17 protein-coding genes are annotated in these 22,156 nt (G+C 45.1%); 11 read left to right on the forward strand and 6 right to left on the reverse strand.

The window, feature by feature from the left end; translation table 11 throughout:
* Positions 1-73: 73 nt before the first annotated feature.
* Both F0220_RS04315 and F0220_RS04320 read left to right on the forward strand, forming a co-directional pair.
* Entirely contained in the window at positions 74-1,849 is a 1,776-nt protein-coding gene (locus tag F0220_RS04315; protein ID WP_091019697.1) for a SulP family inorganic anion transporter, read from the forward strand.
* Between the two features lie 167 nt (positions 1,850-2,016).
* Positions 2,017-3,012 carry a phosphotransferase gene (locus F0220_RS04320; RefSeq protein ID WP_105602127.1) on the forward strand — a complete coding sequence of 332 codons (996 nt, stop codon included), beginning with the start codon at positions 2,017-2,019 and terminating at the stop codon, positions 3,010-3,012.
* A gap of 113 nt (positions 3,013-3,125) precedes the next feature.
* Here F0220_RS04320 and F0220_RS04325 read toward each other — a convergent pair whose 3' ends face one another.
* The gene (locus F0220_RS04325) at positions 3,126-4,145 is read right to left on the reverse strand and encodes a DUF4003 family protein (protein ID WP_223199846.1); all 1,020 of its coding nucleotides are present in this window, start codon (positions 4,143-4,145) and stop codon (positions 3,126-3,128) included.
* A 42-nt stretch (positions 4,146-4,187) separates the two neighbouring features.
* Entirely contained in the window at positions 4,188-4,553 is a 366-nt protein-coding gene (locus tag F0220_RS33305) for a DUF6713 family protein (protein WP_091019691.1), read from the reverse strand.
* 165 nt (positions 4,554-4,718) lie between these two features.
* Between F0220_RS33305 and F0220_RS04335 the strand changes: the two genes are divergently transcribed.
* The 6 genes from F0220_RS04335 (at position 4,719) to F0220_RS04360 (ending at position 12,931) form a co-directional block, all read left to right on the forward strand.
* Positions 4,719-6,692: a serine hydrolase domain-containing protein gene (locus tag F0220_RS04335; RefSeq protein WP_105602129.1), complete on the forward strand. Its 1,974-nt coding sequence runs from the start codon at positions 4,719-4,721 to the stop codon at positions 6,690-6,692.
* Positions 6,693-6,746: 54 nt separating this feature from the next.
* Positions 6,747-7,421 (forward strand): response regulator transcription factor, encoded by a 675-nt coding sequence (locus F0220_RS04340; RefSeq protein WP_105602130.1) that lies wholly within the window; start codon positions 6,747-6,749, stop codon positions 7,419-7,421.
* Positions 7,418-8,770, forward strand: coding sequence for a sensor histidine kinase (locus tag F0220_RS04345; protein WP_105602132.1), 1,353 nt, complete (start codon positions 7,418-7,420; stop codon positions 8,768-8,770). The genes F0220_RS04340 and F0220_RS04345 overlap by 4 nt, the downstream gene beginning before the upstream one ends.
* 333 nt (positions 8,771-9,103) lie before the next feature.
* Complete coding sequence (locus tag F0220_RS04350; protein ID WP_105602134.1) at positions 9,104-10,483, forward strand: amino acid permease; 1,380 nt, start codon at positions 9,104-9,106, stop codon at positions 10,481-10,483.
* A 295-nt stretch (positions 10,484-10,778) separates the two neighbouring features.
* Positions 10,779-11,681, forward strand: coding sequence for an SDR family oxidoreductase (locus tag F0220_RS04355; protein WP_105602135.1), 903 nt, complete (start codon positions 10,779-10,781; stop codon positions 11,679-11,681).
* A gap of 254 nt (positions 11,682-11,935) precedes the next feature.
* Complete coding sequence (locus F0220_RS04360) at positions 11,936-12,931, forward strand: cysteine peptidase family C39 domain-containing protein (RefSeq protein ID WP_105602137.1); 996 nt, start codon at positions 11,936-11,938, stop codon at positions 12,929-12,931.
* Positions 12,932-13,004: 73 nt separating this feature from the next.
* On the opposite strand, the gene F0220_RS04365 is transcribed toward F0220_RS04360, so the two are convergent.
* A complete protein-coding gene (locus F0220_RS04365; protein ID WP_105602139.1) occupies positions 13,005-15,527 on the reverse strand; it encodes a transglutaminase domain-containing protein in 2,523 nt (840 codons plus the stop codon).
* 303 nt (positions 15,528-15,830) lie between these two features.
* Between F0220_RS04365 and F0220_RS04370 the strand changes: the two genes are divergently transcribed.
* Both F0220_RS04370 and F0220_RS04375 read left to right on the forward strand, forming a co-directional pair.
* A complete protein-coding gene (locus F0220_RS04370) occupies positions 15,831-16,250 on the forward strand; it encodes an ester cyclase (protein WP_105602140.1) in 420 nt (139 codons plus the stop codon).
* Positions 16,251-16,379: 129 nt separating this feature from the next.
* Positions 16,380-18,758, forward strand: a complete 2,379-nt coding sequence (locus F0220_RS04375) for a GH36-type glycosyl hydrolase domain-containing protein (RefSeq protein ID WP_105602142.1) — start codon at positions 16,380-16,382, stop codon at positions 18,756-18,758.
* Between the two features lie 186 nt (positions 18,759-18,944).
* On the opposite strand, the gene F0220_RS04380 is transcribed toward F0220_RS04375, so the two are convergent.
* Positions 18,945-19,700 carry a GNAT family N-acetyltransferase gene (locus F0220_RS04380; protein ID WP_105602143.1) on the reverse strand — a complete coding sequence of 252 codons (756 nt, stop codon included), beginning with the start codon at positions 19,698-19,700 and terminating at the stop codon, positions 18,945-18,947.
* 148 nt (positions 19,701-19,848) lie between these two features.
* On the opposite strand from F0220_RS04380, the gene F0220_RS04385 reads away from it, so the two are divergent.
* Positions 19,849-20,511 carry a M48 family metallopeptidase gene (locus F0220_RS04385; protein WP_105602145.1) on the forward strand — a complete coding sequence of 221 codons (663 nt, stop codon included), beginning with the start codon at positions 19,849-19,851 and terminating at the stop codon, positions 20,509-20,511.
* Between the two features lie 117 nt (positions 20,512-20,628).
* Here F0220_RS04385 and F0220_RS04390 read toward each other — a convergent pair whose 3' ends face one another.
* Positions 20,629-21,711 (reverse strand): Rossmann-fold NAD(P)-binding domain-containing protein, encoded by a 1,083-nt coding sequence (locus tag F0220_RS04390; protein ID WP_105602147.1) that lies wholly within the window; start codon positions 21,709-21,711, stop codon positions 20,629-20,631.
* Positions 21,712-21,810: 99 nt separating this feature from the next.
* The gene (locus tag F0220_RS04395; RefSeq protein ID WP_091019663.1) at positions 21,811-22,131 is read right to left on the reverse strand and encodes an ArsR/SmtB family transcription factor; all 321 of its coding nucleotides are present in this window, start codon (positions 22,129-22,131) and stop codon (positions 21,811-21,813) included.
* Positions 22,132-22,156 lie beyond the last annotated feature (25 nt).

Here is a 22,156-nt window from a genome sequence, read left to right on the forward strand (position 1 = left end):
GGCGTATGCAGGGGAGTAGTCTTTTAGATATATTCAAATATTCAAATATATGAAGAAAAGAAGGTTTTTGTGCATGAAATGGATGGGGAGATATGCAGGGTACAATGCTGCCGCTTTTCGCAAGGATCTGTTATCAGGACTGATTGTAGGTATCATTGCGATTCCACTCGGTATGGCCTTTGCCATCGCTTCCGGGGTCAAACCGGAGTATGGATTGTATACCACAGTAATCGCAGGGATTCTCATTTCCTTGCTGGGTGGGTCCAAGTTCCAGATTGGTGGGCCAACGGGGGCATTCATTCCGATCCTATTTGCCATTGTGATGCAGTATGGATATGAGAATCTGCTGATCGCCGGAATGATGGCCGGTTTGATGCTTGTGCTTATGGGCGTATTCAAGCTTGGGGCATTAATTAAGTTTATTCCAAGGCCGGTGACGATCGGTTTTACGGCAGGGATCGCCGTCATTATTTTTAGCGGACAGATTACGAACTTCCTGGGACTTCGAGGCATCGAGAAGCATGAAGATTTTTGGTCCAATATGAAAGAAATCGGGATGCACATCTCGACGATTAATATATACAGTGTGCTTACAGCTGGAGTCTGTCTGGCTGTTCTTCTGCTTTTGCCCAAGTTTGCACCAAAGGTGCCTGCATCACTGGTGGGGCTCGTTCTTTCGACGGTAGTCGCAGCGATCTTTTTTGAAGGACAGGTGGCTACAATTGGTTCGTCCTTTGGCGCCATACCTAACTCCTTGCCTCAGTTCCATATGCCTGAGATCACTTGGGAGCGTATCATGAACTTGCTGCAACCCGCTTTTGTCATTGCCATGCTGGGTGGAATTGAATCGCTGCTGTCAGCTGTTGTTGCCGATGGCATGACCGGAAGCCGACATAACAGCAATCGGGAGTTGATTGGGCAGGGAATTGCTAATATGGTGACGCCGCTGTTTGGTGGTATTCCTGCAACAGGAGCGATTGCACGTACAGCAACAAATATCAAATCCGGCGCAGTATCGCCATGGTCTGGCGTGATTCACGGTGTGGTGGTTTTGCTGGTACTTGTTCTCTTTGCGCCATACGCATCCCACATTCCTCTTGCCAGTATGGCTCCCGTTCTCATGCTGGTTGCCTGGAATATGAGTGAACGAAGATCCTTCGTGCATGTCATGAAAACCAAAACGAGTGATTCACTCGTTCTGCTGATTACCTTTTTGCTGACCGTATTTACAAGTTTAACAACGGCTGTAGAGGTTGGGTTAATTCTAGCGGTCCTTTTATTTGTTAAACGCATGAGTGAGATGTTGAAGGTTGCCAAAGTACTGCCCGATCCCGATCATAAACATGAGAAAGTCATGGCCCACATGGTTCGGGAAGGACATGACTGTCCGCAAATAAGCCTGTATACAATTGAAGGGCCACTGTTTTTCGGCGCAGCGGATATGTTCGAGAAGTCGGTCATGGATTCAATTCATCGGCGACCGGGCATTTTGCTGTTGCGCATGGGCAAGGTACCTTTTATGGATACAACAGGCGAGGCTAACCTGGCGAGTTTAATCAAGCATTTTGAACGGTCGGGCGGAATTGTATTGTTATCGGGCATACAAGAGCAGCCGCTAGAGATGTTGAAACGAACGGGTCTGTTAGAGCGTTTAAATCCTGCCCATCGTTTTGAACATACTGGGGAAGCCATTAATTATGCGTTACAGCATTTAAACGAGGAGAAGTGTAAGGGGTGCAAACATTTTGCCTTTCGTGAATGTGCTGCATTGTCGAGCGCTGGCATCGACCCAGAGTGTAATAGCCTGCTGAAATCTGGGAAGCGGGTCAATGCAAGCAGTTCTGTATAATCTACTGAAGAGAGAGGAAACTTTGGAATTCCAAAGATGATGCACCTGTTTAAAATATATATTCTGGAAAATTAACGAAAAATAGACTATATTATAGGTTGATAGGTGAATACGGTTACATCGTTCATCAGATGAGAAATAATCATATAAACTGAAGGAGTATACATATGTCCATTCAACCGACTGCTTTACGTTCAGTGCTTAACCCCAGGTATCTGGAGTCTGCATTGAGCAATCAATATGACATTGGAACATGGGAAGAATGTTTGTTTTGGCTTAGAGGATTGAATGATACCTACCGGGTTCGCACGTCCAGTGGCATGTATATTCTCCGGATCTACCGCACTGAAATTACGGAGGCAGATGTTCAGTATGAGCTTTCGTTATTGTCTCAACTGAAGAACGTTCTAGGTTCTGCGGAACATACCGACATTGGAGAATACATCGAGAAGAAAGATCATACGGGATATACGGTGTTGGAGGCTGCGGAAGGCAAGCGGGTTGCTGTGATGTTTCGGTATATTGAGGGTACGGAGAACAACCTGGAGGATGAGGAGTCTTGTTACGCCTTTGGTCAATCTGCCGCTGAATTGCATGAAGCTATGGATCAGGTGAACATGGAGCTGCCACGATATGAGCTGGATCTAAAGTTACTTATTGACGAACCCCTTGAGCGAATTATCCACTATATCGGTGAGAACAATGAAGCAGCAGCATTTCTCCATACGTTTGCCACAACGTTAAAAGAACGCATCGTTGCCATTTCCAGACAAGACCTGGACTTTGGTCTGTGCCATGGCGATATGCATGGGAATAACAATGTATTTCAACAGGAACATCAGTTCATCCATTATGACTTCGAGTGGGCAGCCAAAGGCTGGCGTGCCTATGATTTAGCTCAAGTGAAAGTTCGAAAAAGACAGTCGGGTGATTCAAGGCAGAAACAAAGACTATGGGATGCATTGATGAAAGGATACCGGTCGGTTCGGAAGTTTACGGATGCAGACGAACAGGCGGTTGATCTCTTTATTGTTGCTCGCCGATTCTGGGTGATGGGTCTGGATGTTGCTTTTATCGAGAGTGATACAGGTGCGCTGGATTATGGTTCGGATTGGCTGAATGACTTTCTGGACGAGTTCCGAGATACGGGGATTGTATCATAGCGAATGATGGACATTGTTTAAGATGTAGGTTTGAATGTTTTAAGACCCTTCCGAGTCAACTTGAACTCGGGAGGGTCTTTTTCATCTTATATTGAAGGAAACAGTGGCACTTATTAGTTGGATGATGATGAAGAAGCGGCAGCAGCCGATGCTGCGGCAGCTGCGGCCATGGCGGCCTGCTGGGCAATAATGTTTGTGATGCTGGTTGAGATGGTTGTGGTTAGAGCACCGTTGCGCAGATCCTCTACATATTGTATGGCTACCAGAGCAGACGAGAACAGGAGCAACTCCTGTTTGTCGATTGACCAGGCACCGAAGCCTTTTTGAGTCCGTAACCAGTCATTTGTTTCCGCGACTTCATCCACTAATGACTCTCTGTCCGAAGGCAGTAGAGAAAGTATTCCGAGAGAGGCTAACGTATACGTTTTGTCCATTCGAAGATTCCTTTTGCGAAAAGCTTCATTTAAGGCAATCACTCGAGCCCCTGCCTCCGGGACATCCTCTCCAAGAACCAGGACCTGTGTTAACGCCTGCACACTGTTTCTGGAAGAGAACTCCGGTTTTAATTCGCCATAAAGTTGTTCCATACGTGCCACACCGGTATCTACTTCGAGATCGGAAAGGGCTAACATGGCAGCGAAAATGTAGTCATCCTGTCCAGTGAGGAAACGATGCTCTGCTTTCATGCAATCATAAAATAATTTGGCCCGCTCCACCGTAGGTTGAAACTGGTCAGGTGATGTCTGAGTAGCGATCTGATAGGCGGCAATAACCAGATAATCAGAGTTGCGGAATTTGATCTCTTTCATCAAATCATAGACATGCAGGGTATCTGCCAGCTTTGTGTCCTCATCCGTTGTAAGGGAGAGCATGGTAGCAATGCTAATGGCCGAATTACCTCTGAATGCAGAGAAGAGTTTTGTGTTTTGCTTAATCAACTCATGGCTTTGATGAATAGCTTCCCCATCCGCTGTTTTATTCTCCGCTGCATAGAGCAGGGCAGCCAGACGTTGCATCATCGCATGTTGCCATTTGAACGACTTCTTGATGATCTGGGTGTTGGAAACAAATAATTCAACTCGTTCTGCATGAGATTGTTGCACGGGCACACCTCCATATTCACTGTTATTCAACAATACCTTTCCAGCTTCCTTCATTCCGTCGGTGTAAACAGATTATATGATTAGGAATATCAAATGAATTAAAGCGATTATTCCCATAGGGTAGATCAATGATCTGGAGAACCCGTTTTTAAATTCATTTCGAGGATGTTTTTCGAAAAAGAAGTGTAATACGGTATGTATGATGAAAAAGATATCCAGCACCCAAAATGTAATGGTCTGATATGGGCTAAAAAGAAGAGAGAGGATGATGGTATACATTGGCAGGTGAATCCAAGTGAAATACCTATAGGCTTTATCATCTTCCATATCTTTTAACACCATAAATAATTTCCATTCGGACCGCCTGATGGCATCCATTTCGTGAAGCAGAAAGAGAGACAGATTAAACAAAAATAAAACCAGTAAAAAGTCAGGCATGTAAAGTCTCCTTTTCCTATTCAATCTGCTCCTATCTTACTAAAGGTAATTTAATTTGGCAAAATATGAAAAAAAGGTTCACGCTCCGTTCATAAGTTCTTGATATGCTCTCGAAAGAAAGCAAGGAACAGGTATTAAAAATATGCGGAGTGGTGGGGGCGAGTCATGTCATTCTTGATAAGAAAGATTTTTGGGAAAATGATTTTACTGGTGTTATTGTTAGGCATGATATTAGGGGCAACTGGATTAGGGACCATGCCACTATCGGCAGCAGTATCCAATCAGGGATTAAACTCGGGCAAATTGGAGCAAGGAGTCGTAGTGAATCTGGATGATTCAGATCAGTTAACGGCATTCATGGATGGGATGATGGATGTGCAAATGCGATCTTTACAGATTCCAGGCGCAGTCATATCGATTGTGAAGGATGGGAAGATCCTGCTCTCCAAAGGGTACGGACATTCGAACATCCAAGAAAATAAACCCGTTGATTCCGAAACCAGCTTATTTCGAATTGCTTCGACAACAAAGTTGTTCACATGGACCGCGGTGATGCAATTGGTTGAGGCGGGCAAGCTTGATCTCGATACAGACATCAACACCTATCTAAAAACGGTGAAAATACCGAAAACCTATGAGGAAGCGATTACGTTGCGCCATCTCATGACCCATACCGCAGGGTTCGAGGAAGGCGGAGTAGGTTATCAGATTACTACCGATCCGGGGAAACTTCCTATCTCTATTGCTGAAACGATGGCGAAACATATGCCTGCACGGGTTAAGCCACCAGGCGAGATGCTGTCGTATTCCAATTATGGCGCTTCACTCGCGGGACTTATCGTCGAAGAAGTCAGTGGTGTTGCCTACAATGACTATATACAGAAAAATATATTTGATACGCTGGGCATGAATTATGCTACGGTAGAGGAGCCTGTTCCAGCGTCTCTGGAGCCTTATGCCGCCCTTGGATACGCCCGAGCTAACGGCGAGTTTGTAACCAAACGGCCAACGTATGAGGGCGGATTTCGTCCTGCGGGATCAGGGAGCGTGTCGGCAAACGATATGGCTCATTTCATGATTGCCCATCTTCAAGATGGGCGATATGAAGATAAACAAATGCTCAAGCCGGAAACAGCCAAGCTCATGCATTCTCCGGCATTCCAGTTTGATGAACGTTTACCCGCCATGGATCTGGGCTTTTACGAGTTGAATATGAATGGACTGCGTGTGATCTCTCATGGAGGGGCCGATGAGCTGTTTAATACAGCGCTTTATCTTGTACCGGACAAAAAATTGGGCATCTTTGTTTCCTATAGTGGAGGGGAAGGCGGAACGGCAGCAGAAGGGTTGGCGCAAGCCTTTTTTGACCGATACTATCCTGTACATGCAACTAAGCAGCCTAATGAAACTACTATTGAATTAGGGGAGTCCCTGGAAAAATATGCAGGCTCCTATCAATTTACACGTCGTAATCACACAAAGATCGATAAGTTTTTCAGTTTTCTGACTCAAATCAATATTGAGGTTTCGGATAACCGACTGTTTATTGGAAGTGGTGCAGATCAGCAAGTATATACTCCGATTGGCGTGAATTTATTCCAGGAGGTTGGAGGGAAACATCAGATGGGGTTCCGCACCGATGCAGGGGGCAAGGTCACGTATCTGTTTCTGGATATGTTAAACCCAATGCCGCTGGAACCTACACCGTTAATGAACCAATCGAAGTTCTGGCTCCTCTTGCTCGGCATTTCGGTTGTTCTGTTCATCACCGTATTACATGGACTTGTTTATCGCAGACGCGAAATCAAAGCGATGTCAAAAGCGCAAAAATGGGCAGTCCGGCTGTCGGCTATTACGTCTATATGGGGATTATTAACCTTGGGTGCAACACTTCTGGTGTTGAACATGAATCTGATTGATCGGCTTAGCCATATTCCACTATCTTTACGTCTCTATCTGTTTATGCCGGTGATCCTTGTAGGGTTGACTGCGGCAATATTCATCATGAGCGTCCTGGCATGGAAAAACCAATATTGGACGTTACTTAAGCGTGTGCACTATACGTTTGTAACGGTAGCAGCAGTGATCTTGAGTTTATTTTTCTATCATTGGAACCTGCTGGGTTGGCATTTTGGTTGAAGACTTCCTCCCAAGAGGAAGAAACAAGATAGATATCGGAGGCATACATTTGATATGACCAAAATCCTAGTTGTGGATGACGATGTGCATATTCGTGAGCTGATCACCTTGTTTTTGCGTAATGAAGGATTCGAGATTGTGGTAGCTAAGGACGGTACGAAAGCACTGGAGATCGTGGGGAAATCCCCAATCGATCTGGTTATCCTTGATATTATGATGCCGCGATTGGACGGTTGGGAATTATGCAGGGAGATCCGGCGTATGGATCTGAATATGCCATTGCTAATGGTCACGGTAAAAGGGGAATCGGCCCAAAAAGTGAAGGGATTTCAGTTGGGAACAGATGATTATTTAACGAAGCCCTTTGATCCGCTGGAACTTGTGATGAGAGTAAAAGCATTGCTGAAACGTTACTTGATTGTCTCTTCCCAGACCATTCAACTAGGGGGCATTGTGCTGAATCGACGCAGCTTCCAAGTGATTCGTGGAGAGGAAACAATCAATTTGCCTTTAAAAGAGTTTGAATTGCTGTTCATGCTGGCAAACCAACCTGGGCAGATTTTTACCCGGGAACAGTTAATCATCAAGATCTGGGGGAGTGATTACGAAGGGGATGACCGGACAGTTGATGTTCATATCAAGCGACTACGTGAAAAATTCGCTGGGGATGCACACCATTTTCAGATTGAAACGGCTCGTAGTCTGGGCTACCGGTTAGTCATCACATGATCAAAACCTTATATGTTCGTATTATTTGCACGTTTCTGGTCGTCATTGTTTTCAGCTTGCTGACCTCTTTCTTCATGGGGATCTTCTTCTTCAAAAAAGAAATAAATCATATCGGTCAGAATGACATGATTTCTGTGGGGGAGGAACTGATTCATCTATATGAGCAAACGCAACCTGAGGACAGGGATGCGTTCATCAAGAGTATGGTTAAAGTGTCCACTTATCCCATTCATCTATATGACGTTTCGGGTAACGTAACCTTTTATGACCTAGACCATACAGAGACCATTAAAATTGCACCAGAAGTGGTTCAAATGGTGTTGCAGGGTCAGGTCTATCGTTCTCCCGGAGAAGTGGAGCAGACGTTCATAGGTCTTCCTTTTCCATACAAAGGGGAACCACAAGCCATGTTTATGCAGTATTCTCCGCAGAATGAAAATATCATTAATCGGATGATTTTATTGGTGTTAATGTTTGCACTGTTAATCGGAAGTTTTTGTATCCTTATTGCTGCAAGGTATTTGGTAAAGCCGATCCAGGTATTGACGCGGGCAACCAAACGACTGGCGAAGGGTGATTTTAATGTGGAGATCCAAACAAAACGTGTGGACGAAATGGGAGCATTGACGCAGAGTTTTAATGAAATGGCGAGTGAGCTTAAACAGCTGGAACAGATGAGACAGGATTTTGTTTCCAATGTATCTCACGAGATTCAAACGCCTCTGACCTCTATTTCCGGTTTTGCCATGGCTTTGAAAAACAGCAGTCTGGTTGCGGAGGCCGATCGTAACTATTATCTCGATATCATTATTACGGAGAGTGGACGGCTATCCAGACTTAGTGATAATCTGCTGGAGCTTGCGTCTCTGGATTCAGATCATCATCCGTTCGAGACAACCACCTATAATCTTGATGAGCAAATCAGGCAAGTGGTGGTGACTTGCGAGCCTCAATGGTCAGCCAAAGGCATTCCAATTCACTTAGAATTGGCGGATGGCATCAAAATCAGGGCAGATCAGGATCAGCTTAACCAAGTGTGGATGAATTTATTAGGCAACAGCATTAAGTTTACTCCCGTGGGCGGGCGTATCGAAATACGCACGAGCCAGTCTGTGGATGGAATCTTTTTTACGATAACCGATTCGGGCATTGGAATAGTGCCGGAGCAACTGGATTATGTCTTCGAACGGTTTTATAAAACAGACCTGTCACGTGATCGTAGCATCAGTGGTAACGGTCTGGGCCTCGCCATCGTCAAAAAAATCGTGATGCTTCATCACGGAACTGTCGAAATTAAAAGTCAGGTGGGCGTAGGGACAACGGTGATGGTTCATCTGCCTTCCGGATGATTACTAAAATGGATTTAGGGCTGCCAAAGATATTTTTCTGGTAGCTCTTTTTTTGTGAGTTTTCAGATAAGTATTCCAGTGGGGATAAAAATCAGGATTATTCTGATTGCAATAAATCATCGGGGGTTATCCTAATCATGTCAGGTGAGAGCATGAGGAAGAGGCACCTTTTTCATGTAAAAGTCCTGTTTAGCTGGCTTTCCTCACATTCCTTGTTGTATTTCTGCGGCACATCTCGTACAATTTGGTGAAGTAATTCTGCATTGCGTTAATGTGAATGTGAAAATTAAAGATTACATCAGGAAGCTGTACACAAGAAAAGGGGAGAATCGTTTGGAATCAAAGCAACTATCTAGAGGGCTAAAGCCCCGGCATGTAGAGCTGATTGCACTCGGAGGTACAATCGGCGTTGGTTTGTTCATGGGATCGGCAAGTACGATCAAATGGGCAGGTCCATCCGTGCTGCTGGCTTATTTATTGGCTGGTATCGTTATCTTTTTTGTCATGCGCATTATGGGGGAAATGTTGATTCAAGAGCCGGTCACGGGTTCGTTTGCAACATTTGCTCACAAATATATTAGTCCGCTTGCCGGATTTCTGACCGCCTGGAGTTATTGGTTCCTGTGGGTTACGGTGGGTATGGCGGAAGTTACGGCTATTGGCATCTATGTCGGGTATTGGTTCCCGGATATTCCGCAGTGGCTGCCGGCACTTACTGGGGTGCTGATTATTGCGGCGGCAAATCTGGCGGCGGTGAAGTTCTATGGGGAATTTGAATTCTGGTTTGCGATGATCAAGGTGACGGCTATTGTAGCCATGATCGTTATTGGAACCGGGCTCATCTTCTTCGGCTGGGGGAACGGAGGACAGCCAATCGGGCTGTCGAATCTGTTCAGTCATGGCGGATTCTTCCCTGGAGGCATCAAAGGTTTCCTATTTGCACTGTGTATCGTAACAGCTGCGTATCAAGGGGTGGAGATGGTCGGCATTACAGCAGGCGAAGCGGAGAATCCAAAATACACCTTGCGTAAAGCGATCAAAAATATCGTGTGGCGTATTCTTATTTTCTACGTTGGAGCTATATTTGTTATCGTAACCCTGTACCCTTGGAACGAGGTAGGCGAGACGGGTAGCCCGTTTGTGCTCACCTTTGCCAAGGTTGGTATTGTTGCTGCAGCGGGGATCATTAACTTTGTGGTACTCACGGCGGCCATGTCTGGATGCAACAGCGGGATCTACAGTGCAGGACGGATGTTATACACGCTGGCTGAGAATGGGCAGGCACCTGCATTTTTCAAAAAGCTGTCCAAGGGCGGGGTTCCCCGCAACAGTATCGTCATTACAATCTCCTTGCTGTTGATTGGGGTTGTGCTGAACTACCTGATGCCGGACTCCAAGCTGTTCCTGTACATCTACAGTGCAAGTGTTCTTCCGGGTATGGTTCCATGGTTCGCGCTGGCGTTCAGCCAGTTCCGATTCAGAAAGCGTTGGGACAACGAGATGGCAGATCATAACTTCAAGTCCAAATGGTTCCCGATCAGCAATTACATTATCATCGTGTATCTGATTCTCGTCATTATCGGTATGGCGTTTAACCCGGATACGCGCTTGCCTCTGATAGTTGGAGCTACGTTTATGGCCATCGTGGTGGCTGGATATTTCGCATTTGGCATCGGAAAAAGACAACGGGTAGATGGCGGCGAAGATCGCTAGTCTAATATTCAAAAGTCAACTTAAATCGTAATATCAACCATGCATTCCTTGAAATGATTGGAGAACCTGAGGGTGATTCAGCGTCATTCAGGGAGTGCATTTTTTTATCTGAGAATCCATGCTTGATTATAAACTCTCAAATCTCAGGAGATTCAATTTTAGACGGTTGTCAGGGAATCTGGTTAGCTTAGTTTAAATAACGCCCAACTCGGTTACAAAGGAAAGAGTGCAACATTTAAGAAAACAACTTCTGTGATCGTACTGATCAATATAAATAACCAAGGAGGAATTGAACATGGCTAATCAAGACCAGCACACCATGCAAGACCCAACGACACAATATCCGAAGGCTACAACGGAGTGGAAACAGCAACAGGATGAGCCGGGGCTCCAGCGTGAGATGACCCCTGTCCCCGATGCGGGTGAGAAAAGTTATAAAGGCAGCGGACGTTTAACGGGACGCAAAGCAGTTGTTACCGGGGCCGACAGCGGAATTGGCCGGGCGGCAGCGATTGCGTTTGCACGTGAAGGTGCAGATGTCGTTCTGGCCTATCTGCCGGAAGAGGAAGCAGATGCGCAGGAAGTTGTGAAGCTGATTGAGGAAGCCGGTCGCAAAGCAATTACGATGCCAGGTGACCTGAAGGATGAGAAATACTGTGAAGAACTCATTGAATCTGCGGTAAAAGAGCTTGGCGGAATTGATATTCTTGCTAACGTGGCAGGCAAACAGCAGTTTGTAGAGCAGATTGCGGATCTGACTACCGAGCAATTCGATGCGACGTTCAAAACAAATGTTTATTCCATGTTCTGGCTCTGCAAAGCAGCTGTGAAACACATGAAACCGGGCAGCTCCATTATCAACACATCATCCATTCAGGCGTACAAACCTTCGCCAATCCTGCTGGATTATGCGACAACGAAGGCAGCCATTAACACGTTCAGCAAAGCGCTGGCTCAACAGGTGGGTAGCAAAGGGATTCGTGTCAACGTTGTTGCACCGGGCCCGGTATGGACTCCGCTTCAGGTCGTGGGTGGACAGCCAATCGAGAAGCTGGCCGATTTTGGCTCCAACACACCGCTTGGTCGGGCAGGACAACCTGCCGAGATGGCTCCGGCATTTGTGTTCCTGGCAAGCCAGGAATCCAGCTATGTGAGCGGCGAGACACTGAATGCAAATGGTGGTACGGTTAGTCCGTAAATAGTCTTAGTAATTCGATCAGGGTATCAGAGGATACGGTCTCCATATTGGGGGCGGTATCCTTTTTTTGTCGTTAAGATGAGAGAAATAAAATATTTTTATGTATGAAAGCGTTCTTATATAAATCAGGAAAGGTACATGGTAATATATTCAAGAACATGATCTTCGCTCCCAGATTTGAGAGTGCGTTGCTTATACAATGAATCTGTTCAGATGAATACACTATGCCTAGGAATCGAAGGAGGAATTCTGTAATGGCCAAGAATGTACTTAAACTAGGTGACCCTGTCATAAGCACGTACACATCATATGGGACATTAACATCCGTTATGCACGAAGATTTATGGCCATGGATTTTCAATAACTTTATACAAATCAGGTATGCACATGGATGGGGAATTTTTTCGTTTGATTCTCATCAGTTTTTGCTAAGTACCTGTCCGGGAATTTCCTTTTACAACCTGCCACAAGAAATTGTGATTAGCAAATGGGGAACATCACTTAAGCAAGTGATTACGGAAGCGATAGATATGGGGTATTATCTATATATTTATGCAGATAGATACTACCTTGCGTGTACAGACTTTTATCAAAAAGAACATCTCATGCACGAATTATTGGTGTACGGGTATGACCTGGATCAAAATGTGATATACATTGCTGATAATCTAGATGATGGTAAATTCATACAAACCGTATGTAGTCTGGATGAACTTGAGAAAGGCTACTGGACCATGTCTAATGAGTACAGTTTTTGGACAGAAGTGAGATTTCTCAAGCCTATCCAGAATATTAACTATGCAATTCATGTGGAGCAGATTATAACGGCGATGGAAAACTATCTTAACTCAAGCGAGACATATGACTTGGTGAGAGATCAGAAATACGATTTTGGAATGCAAGCCATTCAACGCATCTTTACCGACATTGAGCAGGCAGCCCTAGTTGGAGAAGCATTGGATTCACGAGTCTTTCATCTTATGTATGAACATAAGCTACTAATGGAGTTACGTTTATCTTATTTAATGGAGAAATCAATCATTAAGCCAGATACAGCCTTTATGGAATTAAGCACTGTTCTGAAACAGGACTACTTTAAATTGAGAAATATAGTTCTGAAATACAATATAACGCGTGATGCAAGTACACTTAGTAAAATAAGTGAGAGATTGCAAGAGAATCTCATAAAAGAGAAAGCTTTTATTTCTTCTTTTATTACCAGATTGCAACAGGTTGAATCACTGGTTTGAAGCCATCCAATAACAGACCAAAAATCCCCTTTGCTTGTAGTAAAGCAAAGGGGATTTTTGTGTAATAATAAATTTACTTCTGTTCTGGTTTCGGGTCCAGAATGGCATAACTGCCAAGCGTGGCTAATTGTGCTGTATTCAGAAGGGCTTCATCGACCGCAGCGAGGGCTTCACCGGCAGCTGTCATCAACTCATCAGAGTCAACAGGTGAGGCAAAGCGGAGAATAACCCGGTTCTCTCCTTTTTTAAGTTCACTCTCAGCCTTGGTTTTGTACTCATTAATAGATGCGACTTCAAGATCATTCTGTACATAATAATCATTGGCATCGCTCTCGCCATTAAACATCGCGAGCTCGGAATCAAGCCAATAATCTTGATCCGCTATCGTTTTCTGACTTGCAGCAGTCTCATCGTTGGCATTGTACAGGAAGTATGGGATGCCGGAGTTCGTCAGGTTGTTGGTGGCATCGACATGGAACCATTCGTTCCCGATTTTGACCTTGTTCCATGCATGTGGGACGCCGCTGGAAGCGCCCGTTACAACGATGCTTTCCAGTCCCGAGAGATCCGAGAGCAATTTGTAAACGGAAGCATAGCTGGCACATACCCCAACACCTTTGACCAGAATACCGTATGTGGTAAACGAGTCATTGAATTGCGGATCGACATTTTTAAAGTTGTTCTGTTCCGCACTCTCCAGTGCTGCATCATCATACTTCGCGTTATCGTTCAGATAATCGTAGATGGCTTTTCGTTTCTCGTCTTCGTTCATACCATCTTTAATGATAGAAGCCACGACTTCGTTCGCTTTGGCAATAATCTCATCCTGTTTCTTCTGGATACCACTAGCCGATTCATTGTAATGAATGGAAAGGGTAAGCGTACCATAGTTGTATTCGAAACCTTCCACACCAAGAATCAATGGATTCTGGTACATCACTTTCAGGACAACATCCGAGAGTGTCGTGAAATTTTGAGCTTCGGGGAAAGCTTTTAACGAAATATTATCTTGTGCCGCAATCATGTTTTTGGCTAAAACTTCTTCCAATGCAGAATCTGCATTGATCATTGCATCGCCTGTAGCAGGCTGAGGCACAGTTTCCTGATTACCTTGTTCTACATTTTGCTGTGTATTGGATTTCTGTTCATCTACCAGGTTGTCTTCTACAGCTTCAGGAGCTGGAGCAGGTGCTTCGTTCGAAGTTTCCTCAGAAGCTATATCTGAAGAAGTATCAGAAGTATCATCGGAAGCCTCAGTAGATAGAGGATCAGTTGCATCTTCTGACGTTCCAGTATCGGTTGTAGACTCTGGAGTTGAAGTTTCCGAAGCCGGTGCTTCTTTTGTTTCCGTTGCAGACTCAGGTGCATCATGATTGTTGATAATCGTTGGCACATCAGGTGCAGGAACGTAAGGTGTGTCATTCTTTGGTTCCACCAGTCCGTTGCTGGAATCGGCTACGGTTTGCTGAGCAAGTCTGTCCAGGTCTGCTTGGGTCACATTTTCTACGCGTACGTAACTTTTCAAAGCTGTTCCTTTAACGTGAAAAGGAATATTCGTCTCATTGAACTCTGAAATTTCTACGCTTTTGGTATCATAGACAATGGTTTCACGAGCTAGAGAGCCGTCATTGTACTCAACTGTTGCTTTCTGAGGAAGTACATCTATATTCTTTAATTTCTCCCTATACAATTGTTCTTTCAGAGATGTTGGTAACTGGGAAGCAAGCGGAGCTGTAGGGACACCTCTGCTAAAATTGGATTCTTTGCCTCCGCCGATTGCAGTGACATAATATTCTCCTCGTATACCATGGTTCTGAGTGGTAGTTATCATTTCATTATAAGTGCCTAGCCCGCCTTTTCCGTCTCTCAAAAAATCATTGAAAGACGTCTCTGTCGTTACCGCAATATCTAAAGGCAGACTATTACTGAAAGCGTCCTCTGCGCCAGTTAGAGGTACATTGGTTTCGAAGTTGGTTAGGTCAGAACGTTTATAAATTTTATATTCAGTGGCACCTTCAACCTTGTCCCAGACCAACTTGAACCGTCTATCTTTGTCAATTTCGTATCTTAGGTTAGGTACGGGTAACTCCGATTTCACTGTAAACGGAATAATGATGGGCTGATCGAGTAGTGTTAGCTTCTCAGCATCCGGATCATAATTCAGACGAATGTAATAAATGGGGGCACCGCCCCAAGAACTTTGATCCTTGTTCATCATGGAATCTGAACTTAAAACGCCCCATCCAAGAGGTTTAATAGAAACACTATTGTCGTTTGTTTCTGGAATGGCATATACATCGCTTGCTTTGAGTGCTTTAATATCGGTATGTACACTAATAATGTCACTAGCTCGCAGGTTACTTTTACGTAAATCTGCTTTAAACTTGAACGTAAATTCTTCATCCTGAGCTACGTTGTACATCGGCATAATCGCTTGTTCCGATTCGGAGCCGTATTTCTGCTTCAAACTTAAAATGGTAGAACCTTCTACGACTTCTGTAGGATTATTCTCGGACGGACTGCTTTCCTGCTCAGTACTCTGGCATCCAGCCAGTAACAGGGTGAGCGCAAACATAATAAAAAATAGACGTTTCATGATACACCGCTTTCTTGTTTTTCTGAGTTGTTCAAATAGCTACGTTCTACACACCGAAAGATTATCAGATTTGGTTAAAACCCATACTCAATCCTCTTAACGGCTAAACCTCCTATTAAATTCCTGACATCCTTTGCTAGTTTATGGTCATATTGACGCATTGTCAAGGTGAGAGGGTAGGTTTTAAGTCCTGTAGAACAATAGAACAGATGTAATTCCGTAGCGTGTGTTCCATGTTAAAATACAAGAATTACTACATATTTATATATAATCGGATATTTTGAATAGACTGGAGTGGCTCAGATGACAGTAGAACAGATTGTCAGATCCTTTTTTGAAGAGGTCCGATCAGGTCGGAATCCGGATTATGCAAGCAGCGTGATGGCAGAACAGGTACTGGCCCATCAAGTGATATCTGAAGAAGAAGTCACGGTGACCCGAACGCCTTCCGATTATGCGGATCATGTGCGGGAGATGATCGAAGCTTACGGGGAGTTTTCACTTGAAATCCAGGAGTTGCTGACGCAAGGGGATAAAGTCTACGTGCGCTGGAGACAAACGGGTACCCATGTCGGAGACGTGGACGGATATACACCAAGCAACTTACCAGTGATCGAAATTGCGAGCGCGGTATACCGGGTGGCAAACGAACGCATTGCAGAATATTGGATTCAGATCGACAGATTGGGCATCGAGAAACAATTGGAACGGAATCGGAGCTGATTTTTTCAGCTCTTTTTTAGTTTTTGATTTTCTGTAAGCGTTCCCGTGTTATAATGAACCAAGTTGTATACAAGTTACCTAAAACGTTTTCTGCCTTTTGACTTCATAATCTGAAAGCGAGGTTCAGTGATGATTAAAGCAACGGAAGATAATCAGTATGTTGAACTAACAAGCCCGACAAGTTTACCGAAGGCATCCGGATTTCTTTGGAATGAGAAGATGATGATTCATGTGAATTGCCGGGGGTACGCGGTGGCCCAATTCATGCAGCCCGAACCTGCCAAATACTCATACGCGCCCAACCTGGAAGCGAAGACATTTATGCAACCGGAGCAGCCATACTATGCCCACCATCCGGGACGGTTTGTCTACATTAAAGATGAAGTCAGTGGCGAAATCTTCTCAGCCCCGTATGAACCGGTTCGCAAGCAGGCGGATAGTTATACGTTCGCTGTAGGCAAACATGATATTCACTGGAAAGTGATTCAGGACGACATATGTGTCGAGATGTCCCTGCGCCTGCCGAAGGAAGATGTTATGGAGCTGTGGCGTGTGAAGGTAACCAATCTGTCTTCGAGAAAACGCAAGCTGAGTATCTACCCGTATTATACAGTCGGTTATATGTCATGGATGAACCAGTCCGGTTCCTATGTGGAAGAGTTACAGGGCATTGTCTGCTCGGCGGTTACGCCGTATCAGAAATATCAGGACTATAGCAAAATCAAAAACTATAGTGACAAAACCTATCTGCTTGCAGATCATCAACCGATCGCATGGGAAGTGAATCAAGAGAGCTTTGAAGGCGAAGGCGGACTTCATCAACCTTCTGGACTTCAGTCGGAGACACTCGCTGGTGGAGATGCGCGATATGAGACACCTGTGACCGTATTGCAATACAGAGTAGATCTGGAAGCTGGTGCTGAGCAGGCCTACCGATTTATCTTTGGCCCGGCTCATGATGAGGCAGAGATTGAGGGAATCCGTCAGCATTATTTTGTGAAGCAGAATGAGGAAGGACAGGATGGTTTTACGGCTGCCGAGCAGGAGTATGCGAATTATATTGCGGAAGGGCAAGGGAACATCCAGATTGAGACATCGGATGGCTGGCTGGATAATGTCGTGAATCACTGGCTGCCTCGTCAGATGTATTATCACGGGAAAACAAACCGTCTATCGACCGATCCCCAGACCCGGAATTATCTGCAGGATAATATGGGGATGAGTTACATTCAACCGCAGGTTGCGCGGGCTGCGTTCCTGACTGCATTGTCACAACAGCATATTAGCGGCGCCATGCCGGACGGCATTATTTTGCACCCGGATGCAGAATTGAAATATATTAACCAGATTCCTCATACCGATCACTGTATCTGGCTTCCGGTCTGTATGAAGACTTATCTGGATGAAACCAATGACTATAGCATTCTGGAGGAACAGGTTGCTTTTACAGACAGTGAACAGAAGCTTTCCGTACTGGAACATATGAATCTCGCGATGCGTTGGTTGATCCATGAGAGGGATGCGCGTGGGTTGAACTATATCAATCAGGGTGACTGGTGTGATCCGATGAACATGGTGGGATACAAAGGCAAAGGCGTATCCGGCTGGCTGACCATTGCGACGGCATATGCTTTTAATGTTTGGGCAGATCTTGCTGAACAGGCAGGGTATGCCGAGGTCGCAGCGGAATTCCGTCAGGAAGCGAATCAGACGAATGCGGTAGCGAATGAGTACCTGTGGGATGGGGACTGGTATGCCCGCGGAATTACGGATGATAACGTAGTGTTTGGTGTAAGCAAAGACGTGGAAGGACGCATCTATATCAATCCTCAGAGCTGGGCACTTATGAGCGGTGCTGCGGATCAGGAGAAACAGGAGAAGTTAATCCGTGCGGTAGAAGAGCAATTAGAGACGCCATATGGTGTCGAGAAGCTCGCGCCGTCTTTCACAGCGATGCGGGAAGATGTAGGCCGTGTCACGCAGAAACATCCGGGAAGTGCAGAGAATGGAGCCGTGTACAACCATGCGGCGGCTTTTTATATCTATGCGTTGTATCTGGTGGGCGAGAAGGAGAAGGCGTATCGTTTGCTGCGTAAAATGATTCCTGGCCCCGATGCCGAGGATATCCTCCAGCGGGGTCAACTGCCTGTATTTATCCCGAATTATTATCGCGGAGCCTATCGTCAATTCCCACGTACAGCTGGGCGCTCCAGTCATCTGTTCAACACCGGCACGGTACCTTGGGTGTATCGCTGCCTGATCGACGGATTGTTTGGCTTGCAGGGTCACGCGCAAGGGCTTCAGGTTCGCCCGCAGTTGCCAGAAGATTGGAACGAGGCATCGGTCACGCGTTTGTTCCGCGGAGCTGAGCTGCATGTAAACATGAAGAAGGATGCAACTGTCCAGGCGATTGAAGTGCATGTTGACGGTGAACGGATCGAAGGTGACATCATCAAGAATATCCAAGCTGGCGTGAATTATGAGGTGCTGGTGAAGCTGCCTTTGTAGAAAGAGTACGGAGTAGGTGATAAACGGTGTGAAGAGTTTTGGACAATCACTAAGAAAAATTAAAAACTGCCTTTCCTTTATAGAAGGAGGGCAGTTTTTGCTTTCAAGATGTTGTTTTGAATTAATCTGTTTGTCAGACTGAATATGATAAAAGAATTCACAAGCAAAGCTTGATTAGCAAACACTCTATTCTTTGACTCTGTACCAGTAGCTATATATTTCCGAATAACCAAGCTTGGCGTAGAGCTTTAACGCAGGTGCATTATTCGCAACAACTTGCAGATAACTGGAGGTAGCGCCTTGTTTTTTTGCCCAATGCAATAGATGCAAGATCATCTGTTCAGCAAGTCCCTGATTCCGGAAATTAGCGTCTGTAATGATATCATACAATCCAATATAGCCACGTTCGATGACACCAAACCCGCAAGCGACGACCTGCCCGTCAATCAACAGCGAGATGAAACCTACCTTTGTTCGGATATTGTCCAACATTAATTCCGTCGTTTTCCGTTGCAGATCATTCACCTTGTTCAGTCGGCAAAAGTGATCCAGCCACGCTGTGGTCAACTGTTCGTCGATCTGTACAGCTTGGTGTACAGGTTCTTTTATATCATCTAGACTCCGAGTCTGGATATGGGTCAGATCGACAACGCCATACCCTTTTTCTTGCAAAAGCTGGTCGAGATGATCCGGCTGAATAAACGGTGTGATTTTGAATATGGTATTTAACTGATTGGAGGCATAGATGCGCTCACATTCATCAATCTTTTCATGCACATCCAGAGTGGAGTAATGGATAGGTTGAACGGAGTTTGCACGCTTGGTATATCCTTTGGCAAAACGGAGTACCCAACCGTCATATAATAAGGTGGACAAGGGTTGCCAGTGATTAAGGGATAGTTCTTCAATGGTTTTGTATTCTGAATCTATGGTATGCGTCATATCCAACCTCCGATTTTATAATTAAATAATAATACATAATAATGTATAAAAATACAATACGAACATATATATCGTCGAACAGTATGCATTATAGCCGGAGATGGTATACAATTTGATTGAATGAATAATTTCAGAAGCGGAGCGCGTTATGTTAACGATAGAATTAAATAATCACAGCATTAACTGTCATATCCAATACGGCAAACGCAAGAAAGTGTCCATCACGATGGACTTGCCTTATATGGTAACCATCAAAGCACCCAATGGTACCAGTGAAGACATGATCCGGCAACTTGTGGAGCAGCATGGAGATGTAATTTTGAAGAAATCCGCTCTGATGCAGCGGGCGCTCGATGGTCCTCAAGCCAAGGAATACGAAGACGAAGGCAAAGGGAAGTTTTTGCTTTTTGGCAAGGAACACGCATTACATGAATTAATTCCTGTAGAGGGGCTTACAGAAGAAGAGCTGCGAGCGAATCTGAAGAAGTTTTATTTTGCCGAGTGTAAACGCATGATTGGGGAGCGCATTGGTCGTTATCAGCAGGAGTTGAAGGTGAAGCCGAAGTCAGTAGAGATCGTAGATTCACCCACCAAGTGGGGCAGTTGCAGCTGGGACAAAAAACTTACGTTCAATTATCGCCTGGCGATGGCACCATTGGAAGTGATCGATTATGTCATTATTCATGAACTTTGCCATATTCACCACATGAATCATGATCGCTCCTTCTGGCGGCGGATTGGCAGTATCATGCCGGATTACAAAACAAAAGAAGATTATCTGATGCGAAATGGTCGGGCCATGACACTATAATAACAAGCTTAAGCCTTCACTTGGACGCGCCATACCCTTCTATTATAATTCGTATAATCCGCGAAGGTCCCACTGTTTGCAGTGAGCGGCTTCGCGGATTTTTGTTGTGTCTGGATATTAGGAATAAGATAATTGAACGCCGTATTGTTTGAAAAAATGAGTAACCGCATCCATGTCCATTCGGTCATCGAACAGATGCTCAGGATAATAGATGCCTGGAGCCATAGGCTTGTCCGTTGGCATCATCAGTATCTTCTCGGCTTGCACCGCAGCGCCGAGTGCAGTCATATGAGTTTGACCGAGTGGGTCAGAGACTGTCATCGTTCGTTTAACGTCGTTTCCTTTTGCATCCAGCCCTTTCAATTGAATGACCAGGTGATGTGCACTCCCGGTTCCCGGATTATAGAGCAATTTCCGCCGGAATGGCTGGAAACGTTCACCACTGATCATCTTCCACACTCCGGTTTTGACCAATCCGGCGAGTGCATAGGTAGATACTTTACTATCGAATGAAATACGGAAACTGGCGGAATCGATATGGCTGGTATGAGGCAAAGTAACGTGATCAGGTGTATCCAATCTGTAACATGGGGTCGTGTACCCGTTCGGAAAATGTACTTTAACCGGATCTGTCATGGGATAGACAAGCCGGTTCATGTTGGATTCGGTCACCTGAAAGGGAATACTCATCCGATCCATAAAAGCTGCTGAGTCAGGCCCGGCCTTATCCCGCAGCGACCACAGGGCATGAATGTTTACTTCGACATGTTGCAGCGAGTTAGAAAGTATCATGGCAAATAGAGAAGCCGTTCCTGCCATCCACCCGGAAGACAACACTACCGGGGCATGAAGTTCCTCCTGTTCTACTGTGCGGATCGCTTGATTGAACACCTCAGTCCAACGTGTTACGTCAATGAGTGGAATTTTTCTTCGCACTGCCGATACCAGTAGCCGATCATCCAGATCGTTCACTGCATTAATGATTAACGATATATTCTCTCCTGCGTGAATCAGTGGATCGTCTGCATTGGTATCAACAACAACGGTTTGGACACGATTGGATGGAAAAGGTGCTGCTTTACCCGCAGAACGACCTCCCAATACCAATTCCAGATCAGGATGCCTGTCATGCAAAATGCGGGCAAGCTGTGCACCTACAGCACCATAACCTCCAGCGATAAGAACTCTTTTTCTATTCATTCGATATACCTCCGTTGATATGTTTATGTACTTATATGTTTAAACTGTTAAACGCAATAGAGTGAAGAAAAGGAATGCAGTACACCAGCGCGGTATGCGCTAGCTCTGACATTCCACTTCCACGAGATGAACGAGCTGTTTGAGTATTGCGATCGCATCGTTGAACTCCAGTTTGTAATACATCTCCGTACCTTTTTTCTGAACCGATAACAGCCCGGATTGACGCAATATTTTCAAGTGATGAGAGACCGTAGGGCGTGACATGGGAATATGCTCTGCAATCTGGGATACGTTCATGCTCTCTTGATCAATGAGCAGCGATATGATTCGCTGGCGAACGGGGTCTCCCAAACCTTGAAGATAAGGACTTAGATTCTCGAAAATATCAATAACTTTTTGGTTACCCATCGATTCGTTCATGGCTCACTCCGTTATAATGTTTAAT

Origin of the sequence: Paenibacillus sp. 37, assembly GCF_008386395.1 — a bacterium.
Taxonomy (GTDB): domain Bacteria; phylum Bacillota; class Bacilli; order Paenibacillales; family Paenibacillaceae; genus Paenibacillus; species Paenibacillus amylolyticus_B.

Coding starts and splice junctions, on each gene's coding strand:
- F0220_RS04315 (WP_091019697.1), top strand. CDS start 74: ATGAAATGGATGGGGAGATATGCAGGGTACAATGCTGCCGCTTTTCGC.
- F0220_RS04320 (WP_105602127.1), top strand. CDS start 2,017: ATGTCCATTCAACCGACTGCTTTACGTTCAGTGCTTAACCCCAGGTAT.
- F0220_RS33305 (WP_091019691.1), bottom strand. CDS start 4,553: ATGCCTGACTTTTTACTGGTTTTATTTTTGTTTAATCTGTCTCTCTTT.
- F0220_RS04335 (WP_105602129.1), top strand. CDS start 4,719: ATGTCATTCTTGATAAGAAAGATTTTTGGGAAAATGATTTTACTGGTG.
- F0220_RS04340 (WP_105602130.1), top strand. CDS start 6,747: ATGACCAAAATCCTAGTTGTGGATGACGATGTGCATATTCGTGAGCTG.
- F0220_RS04345 (WP_105602132.1), top strand. CDS start 7,418: ATGATCAAAACCTTATATGTTCGTATTATTTGCACGTTTCTGGTCGTC.
- F0220_RS04355 (WP_105602135.1), top strand. CDS start 10,779: ATGGCTAATCAAGACCAGCACACCATGCAAGACCCAACGACACAATAT.
- F0220_RS04360 (WP_105602137.1), top strand. CDS start 11,936: ATGGCCAAGAATGTACTTAAACTAGGTGACCCTGTCATAAGCACGTAC.
- F0220_RS04365 (WP_105602139.1), bottom strand. CDS start 15,527: ATGAAACGTCTATTTTTTATTATGTTTGCGCTCACCCTGTTACTGGCT.
- F0220_RS04370 (WP_105602140.1), top strand. CDS start 15,831: ATGACAGTAGAACAGATTGTCAGATCCTTTTTTGAAGAGGTCCGATCA.
- F0220_RS04375 (WP_105602142.1), top strand. CDS start 16,380: ATGATTAAAGCAACGGAAGATAATCAGTATGTTGAACTAACAAGCCCG.
- F0220_RS04380 (WP_105602143.1), bottom strand. CDS start 19,700: ATGACGCATACCATAGATTCAGAATACAAAACCATTGAAGAACTATCC.
- F0220_RS04385 (WP_105602145.1), top strand. CDS start 19,849: ATGTTAACGATAGAATTAAATAATCACAGCATTAACTGTCATATCCAA.
- F0220_RS04390 (WP_105602147.1), bottom strand. CDS start 21,711: ATGAATAGAAAAAGAGTTCTTATCGCTGGAGGTTATGGTGCTGTAGGT.
- F0220_RS04395 (WP_091019663.1), bottom strand. CDS start 22,131: ATGAACGAATCGATGGGTAACCAAAAAGTTATTGATATTTTCGAGAAT.